The organism is Pseudomonas sp. COR18, from assembly GCF_048568395.1.
GTDB lineage: Bacteria > Pseudomonadota > Gammaproteobacteria > Pseudomonadales > Pseudomonadaceae > Aquipseudomonas > Aquipseudomonas fuscovaginae_B.
Genome location: NZ_CP183808.1, coordinates 4,189,286 through 4,203,642, shown reverse-complemented (window position 1 = coordinate 4,203,642; position 14,357 = coordinate 4,189,286). Strand labels below are relative to the sequence as shown.

Sequence of the window (14,357 nt, the reverse complement as noted above, 5' to 3'; positions counted from 1 at the left end):
TTTCAAAGATATACGTCAGAGGCTGCCCTCACTCTCGATCACCAGTACTCGCGCCGGCCCCTGCGGCTCGGCCAGGTGCTCGCAACCGACACCCGCGTAGAAGATATCGCCGCTTTCCAGCATCACGGCCTGCTCGATGCCATCCAGGCGATAGCGCATGCGCACTTGACCATCGAGCACCACGAACACTTCCTGTCCGTCGTTGACATGCCAGATGTAGGGCTGGTCGGTCCAGTGCAGGCGGGTGCTGATGCCGTTCATGCTGGCAATGTCCAGCGCCGCCCAGGGACGGGCACCGGTGAAGTCGCGGCTGCGAATGACGGTCATGGCTGTTGCAGCGCCAGCTGGTTGGAGGCCGGGATCGAAGAGCGGGACAAGGCCACCCCCTGCTCCACCGCCGACAACCATTGCACGGTGCTGGCCACGGCGGCGAAACGGCTATGGAACACCACGCTGAACACCCGGTGGATTTCCTCGGCACTGGCCCGCCCCGCTTCGTTGGCATACGGCAACGAGCCGGTGGCATCGGCCAGAAACTCGACCGCCAGGCCACAGTGGGTGGCTTCGAAAATGGTCGAGGCGTTGCAGTTGTGGGTCATGTAGCCGACCACACTGAGGGTGTCGACCTCGCGCTGCGCCAGCCATTGGGCCAGGTCAGTGCCGGCAAAGGCGCTGGGCAGGGTCTTGTTCACCCGATGATCATGGCGGCGCGCGGCAACCACCGGATGCAGTTCCCAACCCGGCGAGCCGATGGCGAACAGCGGCGACGTCGCCGGAGCATCGTTCTGCACCAGCACCACCGGGATACCCGCGGCATTCGCCGCGTCGATGGCCCTGCCGATGTTGGCCAGCGACTCGCTGACGGGTGGGTATTGGATCAGCAGGTTGCCGCTGACGTATTCATTCTGCACATCGATCACGATCAGCGCACGACGAGGGGCTTGGGACATGGTTCGGTACCTGGTAGCGGGTTCGGAAGGCCATGATTGCCGGTCGGCGCAAAACGCATAAGTGGCCTGAAAGACAATATTCGATAAGATCAGGCCAAATCCGTTTGCCCAAGGCCCGCTCGATGACCACCCTCCAGATCGCCGTGATCGCCTTCAACGGCATCAGCCCGTTCCACCTGTCCGTGCCGGCCCTGGTGTTCGCCGAGCAGCGTGAAGGCATCGATATGCCGCGCTTTTGCCTCAAGGTCTGCGGGTTCGAGTCGGGACGGCTCGGCACCTCGGCCGGTTTCGATATCCAGGTGCACCACGGGCTGGAAGCGCTGGAACAGGCCGACGTGATCATCATGCCGTCGTGGCGCGACACCGAGGAGCGGCCACCCGAGCGCCTGCTCGAAGCCTTGCGCCAGGCGCACGCCAGGGGCACGCGGATTGTCGGCCTGTGCCTGGGGGCCTTCGTCCTGGCCGAGGCCGGCCTGCTGGACGGGCGCACGGCCACCACCCACTGGAATTGGGCCACGGCCTTTGCCCGGCGCTATCCGCAGGTAAAACTCGATGCCGATGTGCTGTATGCCGAGTCCGATCACCTGCTGACCTCCGCCGGCACCGCCGCCGGTCTCGATTGCTGCCTGTACCTGATGCAGCAACTGTGCGGCGCCGAAGCCACCCACAAGGTGGCCCGCCGCCTGGTGATCGCGCCCCATCGCTCGGGGGACAGGCGCAGTTCATCGAACGGCCGATCGCCACCGCTGGCGAGCAGGACCGCATGGGCCAGTTGCTGCAGTGGCTGGGGCAGCATTTCACCCGCAACCACTCCCTGGACGACCTGGCGGAACGCGCGGCCATGAGCCGCCGCTCACTGACCCGGCACTTCCGGCAGATGACCGGAACCACCATTGGCCAATGGCTGCTGGGCCAACGCCTGAGCCATGCCCAGCGCCTGCTGGAAAGCAGCTCCCGGAGCATCGAGGCCATCGCCGTGGAGTCCGGGTTCGGCAGCGCCCTGTCGTTGCGGCAGCACTTCAACGCCTCGCTGCATATTTCTCCGTCGGCCTACCGGGCACAGTTCATTGCGCGCTGACCCAGGGACCGGGCGTTTGCGGCGCAGATTCCAGCGAGCCGGGCAGGCTTCGATGAAGATCCAGCCGGTATTCCCGGCGCAGCCAGGAGACGTCCAGCACCGGTTCCATCCCCGGCGCCGGTCGCCTGATTTCATCGTTGCGCAGCAACAGGTTGCGCATGATCGCGAAGCGTGCCCGGCTGATATGCCCGCCCGAACCATAAAAGGCCGGCCGCCCCAGCCTGGCCGCGACGCCAATGTCGCCACCGAACCAGCCGGCGGCGACTCCCAGGCGGGCCATGATGAAAGTGTGATCCCTGAGGATCGACGCGCAGACTTCCACCAGCGCGATGAAACCCTGCACCACCAGGTCCATCGACTCCAGGCCATGGAGCACGGCGATGCGCCTGCCGATCGAGCGGGCGCCCCGGCCCGCCAGCAGGCAGTCGATGCACTCATGGGCCAGCAACACCCGGCGCCTGGGGTCCGGCTCCAGCAGCATCGCCTCGCGCAGGGTATGAAAGGCATAGGCCAACGGCACAGCCCCGCGCGGGCGCATCGCCGTTCCTGGCAGGACATGCCGCAACTGCCGCCCAATGGCCGGCAACACACCCGCGCCCAACAGCAACACGGCCTGACGGGGCAAGGGTTTTGCGGCGACCTCGAGAACGAGGGTGAAGGTTTGCGACAGATCCGCGCCAGCGAGCTGGCGCGCAAGGTGATCGGCGTTGAGGGTGAACGTCCGAGGAACAGGGGCAGGCATGATCGTCCTTGAAAGGCGGCTCAGCGACCGACCAAAGACTGAGCGCCCGTCGCTTTCACGGCTTTCAATTTACGCTCGCCGCCCGCCGTGGCGGCGAGCCCATCCCGTTGTCAGGCGGCACAGGTCCTGGCCGGCCGCTGCAGACGCAGCGCCAGCAGGGCTCCCAGCGACAGCAGGATCAGCACGTCGCCGTAGCCCTGGGTGGTGACGATCAAGCCCAGGCTACGGCTGAGACTTCCGGCCAGGAAGGCCGGCATGCAAAAGGCCAGATAGCTGAGCACATAGAACGTCGACATCAGCCCCGCCCGCTCATGGGGCAGAGCCAGTGGTACGACACTGCGCAGCGCGCCGAGAAAACCGGCACCGAAACCACTGCCGGTGAGCAGTGTGCCGACGAAGAACAACCACAGGCTCGCCTCGTTCACGGCGACCAGCACCAGCGCCACGCCAATCGCCAGCAGGCCCGCGCCCAGTTGCAACACCTTGCCGGCGGCCCGCTCGCGCAGGCTGAAAATCGCCGCAGCCCCACTCAGGGTCAGGATCGCCACCAGGCCGCCGCCGATCAGGTTCGAGGTCGACCCCGTGACCGCCCGGACCAGTGAGGGTGCCAGCGACGAGTAGAAGCCGCCCACCATCCACACCGCGACGTTGACCGGCAACGACAGCCACAAGGCCCGCCTTGCCTGTGGCGGTACGTGCAGGGCCGGCCGCAGGGAAGCCAACGCTCCCGGCTGCGCGCTGACACTCTCCGCCAGGCGCCAGACATACAGAGCCTGGAACACCAGCAGGGCCAGCAGCAGTTCGTAAACCAACTGCGTCGGCCGCGGGCAGTACTCCGCCAGCAGGCTCGCCCCCAGGGCCCCGCAGGCCATGCCCAGCAGCGGTGCCAGGCTGTTGACCAGCGGGCCCTTGCGGTTGTCGCGGTCCAGCAGCGCCGCACCGAGCGCACTGGTGGCCATGCCGGTGGCAAACCCCTGCAGCACCCGGGCGGCGATCAACAGCGGTATGCTGTCGGCAGCGATGAACAGGCCCATGGCAATGATTTCCAGCAGCAACGCGCTGAAAAGCACCGGTCGACGGCCCAGATAGTCGGACAACGAACCCACCGTCAGCAAGGCCGCCAGCAGGCTCAGGGCATACACCCCGAAAATCAGCGTCAGGGTTGCGGCGGAAAATTCCAGCGCCTCCTGATACAGGTGGTACAAGGGTGTCGGTGCACTGGATGCGGCCAGAAACGTCAGCAGGGTGATCGACAGGAAGACCAGGCCGGAACGGTTTGAAACAGTCACTTCAGCACGGTTGGACATGAACGGACTCCACAAAAGCTAAAATTTTGCTTTTGCGCAGTGTGCTACCGCTTTTCGCTTAAAGCAAATTCTTTGTGTTAAGGTTTTACCCATGGCGATAAAAGAAAGTATCCGCCCCGGTGGCCGCAGCGCCCGGGTGCAGGAATCGATTCACGCGGCCGTCCGTACGCTCCTTGAAGAACAGGAGCGCTCCAGCATCACCGTGCCGCAGATTGCCAGCCGCGCCGGTGTCACCCCATCGACCATCTACCGGCGCTGGGGCGACCTCTCTGAACTGCTGGCCGATGTCGCCCTGGCGCGCATGCAGCCGGACCGCCCACCGCTGGACACCGGCAGCCTGCCCGGCGACCTGCGTGCCTGGGCCGAACAGTACCTGGACGAAATCAGTTCGGAGCCGGGGCGCAACATGATGCGCGATGTGCAGAACAGCACCTCCATTCCCGGCCACTGCGTGGAAATTCTCGGCGGCCAGTTGCGGATCATCCTCGATCGCTATCCGCAGGCCGGTCAATTGCCCAGCGTCGATCACCTGCTCAACCTGATCGTCGCCCCGATCGTGTTTCGCGTGCTGTTTTCCAGCGCCCCGTTGACCGTCGAGGAACTGCACCGCCTGATCGATATCGCCCTGCGCACCTGAGCATCGGCTGCGACACCAGGCCACGCTGCGACCTTGGTCGACACTGACGCCGCCCGGCCATCGTGCGAGACTGTGGTCCCGGGGCCGGACGGCCCTCGGGATGTCTTTTGCCGGGAGTTTCCATGTCGCTGTCCAGCGGGCTGATCGCCGTCGTCGCCCTGGCCTATATGGCCATCATGTTCGCCATCGCCTTCTATGGCGACCGTCGCCGCGCGCCCTTGCCGCCGCGGCTACGCGCCTGGGTGTACAGCCTGTCGCTGGCGGTCTACTGTACCAGTTGGACCTTCTTCGGCGCGGTCGGCCAGGCTGCCGACCAGCTCTGGGCGTTCCTGCCGATCTACCTCGGGCCGGTACTGCTGCTGGTGTTCGCGCCCTGGGTCCTGCAGAAGATGGTGCTGATCAGCAAGCAGGAAAACATCACCTCGATCGCCGACTTCATCGCCGCCCGCTACGGCAAGTCACAGTCGCTGGCGGTGGTGGTGGCGCTGATCTGTCTGGTCGGGGTATTGCCCTACATCGCCCTGCAACTCAAGGCCATCGTCCTCGGGGTGAACCTGCTGATCGGTGCCGGGGCCGACGCCATGGGCGTGCGTGCCCAGGACACCGCTCTGATCGTCTCACTGGTGCTGGCGCTGTTCACCATCCTGTTCGGTACCCGCAACCTCGACGCCACCGAACACCACCGCGGCATGGTGCTGGCGATCGCCTTCGAATCGCTGGTCAAGCTGCTGGCCTTTCTCGCGGTCGGCGCCTACATCACCTATGGCGTCTACGACGGTTTCGACGACCTGTTCGACCAGGCGAGGAACTCGGCGCTGCTGGCCGAGTACTGGAAGGAAACGGTCAACTGGCCCTCGATGGTGGTGCAGACCGGCGTGGCGATGATGGCGATCATCTGTCTGCCGCGGCAGTTCCATGTCACCGTGGTGGAGAACATCGAGCCCCAGGACCTGCGGCTGGCCAAGTGGGTATTCCCCACCTACCTGATTCTCGCCGCGCTGTTCGTGGTGCCGATCGCCCTGGCCGGGCGGATGATGCTGCCGGCCGAGGTCCTGCGCGACTCTTATGTGATCAGCCTGCCACTGGCCCAGGCCCACCCGTCCCTGGCGTTGCTGGCCTTCATCGGCGGTGCCTCGGCGGCCACCGGCATGGTGATCGTCGCCAGCGTCGCCCTGTCGACCATGGTGTCCAACGACATGCTGCTGCCCTGGCTGCTGCGCCGGACCAATTCCGAGCGGCCGTTCGAAGTGTTCCGTCACTGGATGCTGTCGGTGCGCCGGGTCAGCATCGTCGCCATCCTCCTGCTGGCCTACGTCAGCTACCGCCTGCTGGGTTCCACCGCCAGCCTGGCGACCATCGGCCAGATCGCCTTTGCCGCCGTCACCCAACTGGCCCCGGCGATGCTCGGTGCGCTGTACTGGAAACAGGCCAACCGTCGCGGGGTGTTCGCCGGGATCGCCGGCGGTACCTTCCTCTGGTTCTACACCCTGGTCCTGCCGATTGCCGCCCACAGCCTGGGCTGGTCGCTGAACAGCTTCCCCGGCCTTGCCTGGCTGCATGGCAACCCGTTGGGCCTGCCCATTTCCCCGCTGACCCAGGGGGTGGTGCTGTCGCTGGCCGGCAACTTCACTCTGTTCGCCTGGGTCTCGGTGCTGTCGCGCAGCCGCGTCTCCGAACACTGGCAGGCCGGGCGCTTCATCGGCCAGGAAATCAGCGCCCGTCCCGGTGCCCGCTCGATGCTGGCGGTACAGATCGAGGACCTGCTGACCCTCGCCGCGCGTTTCGTCGGTGAAGAGCGGGCGCGCCAGAGCTTCATTCGCTTCGCCTACCGCCAGGGCAAGGGCTTCAACCCGAACCAGAACGCCGACAGCGACTGGATCGCCCACACCGAACGCCTGCTGGCCGGTGTACTCGGCGCCTCCTCGACCCGCGCGGTGGTCAAGGCGGCCATCGAGGGTCGCGACATGCAGCTTGAGGACGTGGTGCGTATCGCCGACGAAGCCTCCGAGGTGCTGCAGTTCAACCGTGCCCTGCTGCAAGGCGCCATCGAGAACATCACCCAGGGCATCAGCGTGGTCGACCAGTCGCTGAAACTGGTGGCCTGGAACCGCCGCTACCTGGAACTGTTCAACTACCCGGACGGGCTGATCAGCGTCGGCCGGCCGATCGCCGACATCATCCGCTACAACGCCGAGCGTGGTCTCTGCGGCCCGGGCGAGGCCGAAGTCCACGTGGCCCGGCGCCTGCACTGGATGCGCCAGGGCCGCGCGCACACCTCCGAACGGCTGTTTCCCAACGGTCGGGTGATCGAACTGATCGGCAACCCGATGCCCGGTGGTGGCTTCGTCATGAGCTTTACCGACATCACCGCGTTCCGCGAGGCCGAGCAGGCCCTGACCGAAGCCAACGAGGGCCTGGAACAACGGGTGGCCGAGCGTACCCACGAACTGTCGCAACTCAACCTGGCGCTGACCGAGGCCAAGGGTAACGCCGAGGCGGCGAACCAGTCCAAGACCCGTTTTCTCGCCGCGGTCAGCCACGACCTGATGCAACCGCTGAACGCCGCCCGACTGTTCTCCGCCGCGCTGTCACACCAGGAGGAAGGGCTGTCGGCGGAGGCGCAACAACTGGTACAGCACCTGGACAGTTCGTTGCGTTCGGCCGAGGACCTGATCAGCGACCTGCTGGATATCTCGCGCCTGGAAAACGGCAAGATCACTCCGGACTCGAAGCCGTTCGCCGTCAACGAACTGTTCGACACCCTGGGCGCCGAGTTCAAGCTCCTGGCCCAGGAACAGGGTCTGAAGTTCCGGGTACGTGGCAGCCAGTTGCGCATCGACAGCGATATCAAGCTGCTGCGGCGGATCCTGCAGAACTTCCTGACCAATGCCTTTCGCTACGCCAAGGGCCCGGTGCTGCTCGGCGTACGTCGGCGCGGCGAGCTGTTGCTGCTGGAGGTGTGGGATCGCGGCCCGGGAATTCCCGAGGACAAGCGCCAGGTGATCTTCGAGGAGTTCAAGCGCCTGGACAGCCACCAGACCCGCGCGGAAAAGGGCCTGGGGCTGGGCCTGGCGATCGCCGACGGCCTGTGCCGGGTGCTGGGGCATCAACTGCAGGTCCGCTCCTGGCCGGGGCGTGGCAGCGTGTTCAGCGTCAGCGTGCCCCTGGCCCGCGCGTCGCAGGCCGTGACCCATGCCAGCGTGGCAGTCAATGGACAGCCCATGAGCGGTGCGCAAGTGTTGTGCATCGATAACGAGGACAGCATCCTGATCGGCATGCACAGCCTGCTCAGCCGCTGGGGTTGCCAGGTATGGACCGCACGCAACCGCGAGGAATGCGAGGGACTGCTGGCAAGGGGCATTCGTCCGCAACTGGCACTGGTGGACTATCACCTGGACGACGGCGAAACCGGCACCGACCTGATGGCCTGGCTGCGTACACGCCTGAACGAACCGCTGCCCGGCGTGGTGATCAGCGCCGATGGCAGGCAGGAAACCGTTGCGCAGGTGCATGGCAGCGGGCTGGACTACCTGGCCAAACCGGTGAAGCCGGCAGCGTTGCGGGCCCTGCTGAGTCGACACCTGGCGCGTTGAGCTGCGCTTTCATGACCTGGGCCTGGCTTTGGGGCCTGTTCGCGGGCAAGCCCGGCTCCTACCGTATTGCGGCGTTCATGCCTCTTGAACTCGACTCAAACCTGTAGGAGCCGGGCTTGCCCGCGAACAGGCCCTCAAGCCAGACCCACGACTCCAGCCCCACCGGATGAATCACTCCGGCAATTCGACCACGCCATCGGCATCGGTCATCGCCCGCTCCAGCAGGTCGGCGGGCAGGCTCTTGCTCGCGCGAGCCCCCAGCAGCTTGAGCTGCTCGCTGCGGCTGATGAGGTTGCCCCGGCCTTCCGTCAGCTTGTTGCGCGCCGCCGCGTAGGCCTTGTCCAACTGCTGCAGGCGGCTGCCTACTTCGTCCAGGTCCTGGATGAACAGCACGAACTTGTCGTACAGCCAACCGGCGCGCTCGGCGATTTCCCGAGCGTTCTGGCTCTGGCGCTCCTGTTTCCAGAGGCTGTCGATCACCCTCAGGGTCGCCAGCAGCGTGGTCGGGCTGACAATCACGATCTGCCGGTCGAACGCCTCCTGGAACAGGTTCGGTTCCGCCTGCAAGGCCGCCGAGAACGCCGCCTCGATCGGCACGAACAGCAGGACGAAATCCAGGCTGTGCAAGCCTTCCAGACGCTTGTAGTCCTTGCCGGACAGGCCCTTGACGTGATTGCGCAACGACAGCACATGCTGCTTGAGTGCCGCCTGGCCGATCACCTCGTCAGCCGCGCCGACATACTGCTGATAGGCCGTCAGGCTGACCTTGGAGTCCACCACCACCTGCTTGTCCCCCGGCAGCAGGATCAGCACGTCCGGCTGGAACCGCTCGCCATCGGGGCCCTTGAGGCTGACCTGGGTCTGGTATTCGCGGCCCTTTTCCAGGCCGGCATGCTCGAGCACCCGCTCAAGAATCAGTTCGCCCCAGTTACCCTGGGTCTTCTGGCCCTTGAGCGCCTGGGTCAGGTTGGTCGCCTCATCGCTCAGGCGCAGGTTCAGCTGTTGCAGGCGCTCCAGTTCCTTGCCCAGGGAAAAACGCTCGCGGGCCTCGGCCTGGTAACTTTCCTCGACACGTTTTTCAAAGGACTGGATACGCTCCTTCAACGGGTCGAGCAATTGTCCGAGGCGTTCCTGGCTGCTTTGCGCGAAACGCGCTTCGCGCTCATCGAAGATCTTCCCGGCCATTTCGGCGAACTGCGCCCGCAGTTCGTCCCGCGAGCCTTGCAGGTCCTGGAGCCGTTGCTGGTGCCCCTCCTGCTGTTCACGCAGGGCCGCATTCAACGAGGCCACCTGCGCATCGAGGCGGCGCAACTCGGTTTCCTTGCCGTTGCGTTCGAGGTTCCAGGCATGGGCCGCATCCCGGGCGTTGTCACGCTCGATCTGCAACAGGTCGACTTCGCGCCGCAATGCCGCCAACTCCGCCTGCTTGGCGGCATTGGCCTGGCCGAGGTCGCTGACCTCGTCGCGGCAGGCATCCAGTTGGGCATTGAGCCCGTCCTGGGCCAGTTGCGCGTTGGCCAGGCGTTCATCCTGCAGGGCCAGCTCGGCCTGCGCCGCGCCGGCGCGACGCTGCAGTTGCCAGGCGAACGCCAGCAATGGCAGCGCCGCCCCCGCCAAACCCAGCAACAGACTGGTCAGATCCAACGCCATAAGCACTCCCACGCAACACCGGACTCAAAGGGTCAAGGGTAGCGAACACGCCACGCCAGGGACAGCTCAGTCTTCGAGCAGTCCCAGTTCGCGCCGGGCCACCTGGTCGCCAGCGCGGGCCGCCTGACGCAACAACTCGTGACCGATACGCCGCTCACGGGAACTGCCGCAATCGCGGCACATCAACTGCCCCAGGCGACGCTGGGCAAGCACCACACCCTGGCGCGCCGGCTGCTTCAACAGGCGGCCGGCGAAGTGCTTGACGTTGGAGTTGTGGCCCAGGCTCGGGCTGTCCAGCAACCAGAGCGCGACGCGCAGCGAAAAACGCTTCGGCTCGGTTGAAGTCGTATTGGACGAAGATGGAGATGATGAGGTCGAACGAAACTTCATATCAGACAGTAGGGCAAATCGCAGGGCGCGCCACTCTACTCTTTTTTTCACGAAGGTAAAGTCGAAAAAACGCCACATGCCCGAGCTAGAGCAAGCGCTTGGGACAATCCACAGAAGCTGTGGATAACTCAGTGGACAACCCCCCTTTAACCCCCGCAAAGCCCCATGGAACGGGGCTCGCAGTCAAACTGTCGATTTTTTCACCAATAAAAAAGACGATATTTTTCATTGACTTGTATTTCCAATACAGGCATTCGCGGGCCCGGAGAGGTAGATGACAAAGAGGTGACAAGCCGGGCCAATAATGTGCACAAGTGACACGTGCGCGGTTATATCGGCGCACCTTTTTTGCACAAGCAGATGAGACAAGGCCTGGCGACAGGCCCGCTGACCTCGCCGGTGCCGCCCTCGAGTGCCTCGCTATCGGGCAGCTCGAAAACCAGCGGTTCGCCGCCATCGACATCACGAGTTTTTTGCAAAAAACCCTTCCCTTGCGCTTTCCAATACGCTAGTATCCGCGCCGTTAGTACCAAGCTGAAAGTCAATTCTGGTCGAAAACATCCCTTGGTAGCCACGCTTCGAAGAAGCCGGCCACTGAAAACAGGGAGCGACCCCTCGATGGTTTCCAGGTAAAACTTGCGCCACGACACCCTTGAAGAGGGTGTTGCCAAGATTTTTCTCTGACCGAACCACCCTGCAAATTGATCAGGATCTTCACCCCGGGCACAGAACCTTTGCCCCTGTCGTGATTGCCTGCCCTCCTGAGTACCTACCTGCCAGCCCGAGCGCCACTCATATTTCAAGCGCTGCAAACTGGCTGCCTTGTTCCAGTCAGGTTCTTTTTCCGGCCAATGGTGGCACGGCATTACTGGAACGTTTTAACGCTGCACGGTTCAGATACCGTGTCATTTGTAGGAACACCAATAATATGTCGACTCAAATCCACACCCAGGAAGCCATTCGTACGCTGACCAACGCCTTTGCTCCCATGAACTGCCTGATCATGGCTGCGCGCAAGGGCAGCTTCAGCTTCACACTGGTCAACGAGCACGGGATCGCCCGCCACAGCGAGCGCCTGTACCCCGAGCAATACGCCAGTGCCGAACCCTTGCAAGCGGTGATAGACCGCACCCGCCAGGCATTGATTGCCTGAAGTTCGGACGAACGGCAATACACCAGCCCCGCCCTGCAAGCGGGGCTTTTTATTGCCTGAAGTTTCGCAATTTTGCCGACCAGCCTAATTGCCAATCAATATATCAAGCTCGAAGTGCGTGTTTTAAATATTTTAAAAACAGTCCTTTACAGCAAAGATATGACACTACACTTCAACTCAAGCGACTCGGGTCGCTTCCGGCAGACCTGCTCGATCCATTGCTGCCAAGCGCCAGGTCTCGCCGGCCGATTACGACATGGCGAGCAGTCTTGAGGGTGTCATGGGTATTGCTGCGAGGGAACTGCGCCTTTATGTGATCCGCCCGACATTACGGTATCTGGGCCGGCACAGCCCATCTGCGGAAGCACTGCTGCTGGGTATCGCCGCCAGCCAGTCGGACCTCGGCTCGGCCCTGCACAACCGTGGCGGCCACGGCCTGTATCGCATCGGCGAACGGCGCCACGCCGAACTGTGGGACCACTACCTGGCCCAGGACCCGGACCTGGCCAGCCTGGTTCGCGGCCTGGCCAGCCAACATGCCTTCCTGAGCAGCCCGCACCTCGAACTGACCGTCAACCTGCGCTACGCCACAGCCATTGCCTGGCTGCTGATCGAACAACAGCAACTGCGACTGCCAGCCATGGACGACCTGCTCGGAATGGCGCGGATCTGGCGACAGACTTTCCAGCCACAAGGGCGTTTACGGGACTTCACCCGCGCCTGGAAAAATTGTGACTCATCGGTCAGTTTTGTCGCCTGTTAGTCATAAGATTCGAATTCAGAAAAATCTGACGAATTTGGTTGGATTGTCCTACAAAACCGCTCTATCTCCTGCGATACAGCCTATAGCGCCCAAGCAAAAATGTTGGTAGTTTTCGCCTCGGTGATCACCACGGAGTTCTAATAATGAAAAAAGTAATGCTCAAGACCACACTCAGCCTCGCCGTTACCCTCGCGTCCACCCAACTGTTCGCCAGCGGCTTCGCGCTCAACGAACAGAGTATCAGCGGGATGGGTACTGGTTTTGCGGGTCGATCCTCCGCTGCCGATGATGCAAGCACTGTCTATGGCAACCCTGCCGGCATGTCCCGCCTGAAAGGGCAGCAAATCACTGTGGGTGCCGCGTCCATCGACGCAACCACCGACATCAAGGATGCTCGCGGTAGCGCGAGCGGCACCAACAAGGGCGACATGGTGCCCTTCACGACAGTGCCGATGGCGTTCTACACCAACCAGATCAACGACCAGTGGTCCGTTGGTTTTGGTGCCTACGCTCCTTTCGGCCTGGTTACCAACTATGAAAACGGCTTCCAGGGCCGCGGATTCGGCAGCAAGAGCGAAGTCAAGGTCGTGACTCTGCAACCGACTGTCAGCTACGCCTTCAACGACCGGGTGTCGATCGGTTTCGGTCCGACCATCAACCGTATTTCCGGTGAGCTGCAATCCGATGTACGGGCTCCCTTCGCCACCAGCGACACCAACGTGCGAATCAAGGGTGACGATACTGCCCTGGGCTTCAACGTTGGCGTTCTGGTCCAGGCAACCGATACCACTCGTGTCGGTCTGACCTACCACTCGAAAGTCAACTACAAACTGGAAGGCCACACTGACGTAACCGCAGGTAATAGCCCTGTACCGCTGATCCGCAGCAACCGTTACGACGCGTCCCTGAAGATTGAAACACCTGAATCCTATGACCTGTCCGTTACCCAGGACCTGACAGACGCCTGGAAACTGTATGCCGGTACTACCTGGACCCGCTGGAGTCGCCTGAAAGACATCACCATCAATAACGAAGGTGTGACTGCTGCCTCTGGCGGCCCCCTTTCCCCTGCACTGGTCGGCACCATCAAGGAAGACCAGAACTGGCACGATACCTGGGCCTACGCCGTGGGTACTTCCTACCAGTTGAACAAGCAGTGGGTCGTGCGTACCGGCCTGACCTTCGACCAGTCGCCTGCCAACAACACCGATCGTTCGCCACGTATTCCTACTGGTGACCGCACCATCATCAGTGCTGGCCTGGGTTATGCCATCAACGATAACCTGACCATCGATGCAGCGGTTTCCTACCTGAAGGAAGAAGATGTCACCGTCAACAGAACCAACGCTCTGGGCAACTACAGCGCCAAGTACGAAAACAGCGCATGGGGCTATGGCCTGGGCGCAACGTACAAGTTCTGATCCGCAGCGAGCCTGAACGGCTCAACGGCTGAACAGAAAAAAACCCGCCTCGGCGGGTTTTTTAATGGGCACTATCATCAGGGTTTCGATGCAATCGCCTTCTCCACCGTCTCGATCAACTCCGGGCTATCCGGCTTGGTCAGGCTGGAAAAATAGGCGACCACCTTGCCCTGGCGATCCACCACATACTTGTAGAAATTCCACTTCGGCGCCCCAGCCTGCTCGCCCAATACCTTGAACAGGTGCACGGCATTCCCACCCCTGACCACTTGCGGCTCGGTCATCGTGAAGGTGACGCCATAGTTCACGTAACAGACCTTGGCCGTCTCGGCGCCATCCTTGGACTCCTGCTTGAAGTCGTCGGACGGCACGCCGATCAGTTCCAGCCCCTGCCCTTGTAGCGCTGGTACAACGCCTCCAGCCCCTTGAACTGCGGCGCGAAGCCACAGAAGCTGGCGGTATTGACGATCACCAGTGGCTTGCCGGCAAACTTCTGGCACAGGTCGATGGACTCCTTGGCCCGCAACTTGGGCAGTTGCCCCTGCAGCAACTCGGGACAGTCGGCCGCCGCCGCAGCCCCCGAAAAAGCCAGCAAAGCCATCGGCACCAGCAACCAGCGCATCGCCATATCCTGTCTCCTCAGGTAAAGAGTTCACAGGATGAAGTTACGCGC

The 14,357-nt window shown here is 63.0% G+C and carries 11 protein-coding genes and 2 pseudogenes; 6 read left to right on the top strand and 7 right to left on the bottom strand.

Features of this window, described 5'->3' with window-relative positions; translation table 11 throughout:
* Positions 1 to 15: 15 nt before the first annotated feature.
* Entirely contained in the window at positions 16 to 327 is a 312-nt protein-coding gene (locus tag ACM62G_RS19425) for a cupin (protein WP_054057206.1), read from the bottom strand.
* The gene (locus tag ACM62G_RS19420) at positions 324 to 950 is read right to left on the bottom strand and encodes a cysteine hydrolase family protein (protein WP_419735361.1); all 627 of its coding nucleotides are present in this window, start codon (positions 948 to 950) and stop codon (positions 324 to 326) included. The genes ACM62G_RS19425 and ACM62G_RS19420 overlap by 4 nt, the downstream gene beginning before the upstream one ends.
* A gap of 122 nt (positions 951 to 1,072) precedes the next feature.
* Here ACM62G_RS19420 and ACM62G_RS19415 point away from each other — a divergent pair.
* Positions 1,073 to 2,028 (top strand): annotated as a pseudogene (locus ACM62G_RS19415) (helix-turn-helix domain-containing protein).
* Here the strand turns inward: ACM62G_RS19415 and ACM62G_RS19410 are convergent.
* Positions 2,015 to 2,770, bottom strand: coding sequence for a hypothetical protein (locus tag ACM62G_RS19410; RefSeq protein WP_419735360.1), 756 nt, complete (start codon positions 2,768 to 2,770; stop codon positions 2,015 to 2,017). The pseudogene ACM62G_RS19415 and the gene ACM62G_RS19410 sit on opposite strands and share 14 nt — an antisense overlap.
* Before the next feature lie 110 nt (positions 2,771 to 2,880).
* Positions 2,881 to 4,077, bottom strand: coding sequence for an MFS transporter (locus ACM62G_RS19405; RefSeq protein WP_419735359.1), 1,197 nt, complete (start codon positions 4,075 to 4,077; stop codon positions 2,881 to 2,883).
* Positions 4,078 to 4,168: 91 nt separating this feature from the next.
* Here ACM62G_RS19405 and ACM62G_RS19400 point away from each other — a divergent pair, with 91 nt between their 5' ends.
* Both ACM62G_RS19400 and ACM62G_RS19395 read left to right on the top strand, forming a co-directional pair.
* Positions 4,169 to 4,714 carry a TetR/AcrR family transcriptional regulator gene (locus ACM62G_RS19400; RefSeq protein WP_054061183.1) on the top strand — a complete coding sequence of 182 codons (546 nt, stop codon included), beginning with the start codon at positions 4,169 to 4,171 and terminating at the stop codon, positions 4,712 to 4,714.
* A 122-nt stretch (positions 4,715 to 4,836) separates the two neighbouring features.
* Entirely contained in the window at positions 4,837 to 8,307 is a 3,471-nt protein-coding gene (locus tag ACM62G_RS19395) for a PAS domain-containing hybrid sensor histidine kinase/response regulator (RefSeq protein WP_054061182.1), read from the top strand.
* A gap of 171 nt (positions 8,308 to 8,478) precedes the next feature.
* Here the strand turns inward: ACM62G_RS19395 and rmuC are convergent, their stop codons facing one another.
* Both rmuC and ACM62G_RS19385 read right to left on the bottom strand, forming a co-directional pair.
* Entirely contained in the window at positions 8,479 to 9,843 is a 1,365-nt protein-coding gene (rmuC, locus tag ACM62G_RS19390) for a DNA recombination protein RmuC (RefSeq protein ID WP_192842698.1), read from the bottom strand.
* Positions 9,844 to 10,023: 180 nt separating this feature from the next.
* Positions 10,024 to 10,347 (bottom strand): sel1 repeat family protein, encoded by a 324-nt coding sequence (locus tag ACM62G_RS19385; RefSeq protein WP_419735358.1) that lies wholly within the window; start codon positions 10,345 to 10,347, stop codon positions 10,024 to 10,026.
* 928 nt (positions 10,348 to 11,275) lie between these two features.
* Between ACM62G_RS19385 and ACM62G_RS19380 the strand changes: the two genes are divergently transcribed.
* From ACM62G_RS19380 to ACM62G_RS19370, 3 genes are all read left to right on the top strand, one after another.
* Positions 11,276 to 11,500, top strand: coding sequence for a hypothetical protein (locus ACM62G_RS19380; RefSeq protein WP_054058194.1), 225 nt, complete (start codon positions 11,276 to 11,278; stop codon positions 11,498 to 11,500).
* A gap of 280 nt (positions 11,501 to 11,780) precedes the next feature.
* Complete coding sequence (locus ACM62G_RS19375) at positions 11,781 to 12,263, top strand: hypothetical protein (RefSeq protein WP_273825959.1); 483 nt, start codon at positions 11,781 to 11,783, stop codon at positions 12,261 to 12,263.
* Between the two features lie 143 nt (positions 12,264 to 12,406).
* Positions 12,407 to 13,684 (top strand): OmpP1/FadL family transporter, encoded by a 1,278-nt coding sequence (locus ACM62G_RS19370; protein ID WP_273825958.1) that lies wholly within the window; start codon positions 12,407 to 12,409, stop codon positions 13,682 to 13,684.
* Positions 13,685 to 13,761: 77 nt separating this feature from the next.
* Here the strand turns inward: ACM62G_RS19370 and ACM62G_RS19365 are convergent.
* Positions 13,762 to 14,312, bottom strand: a pseudogene (locus ACM62G_RS19365) (glutathione peroxidase).
* Between the last annotated feature and the right edge of the window lie 45 nt (positions 14,313 to 14,357).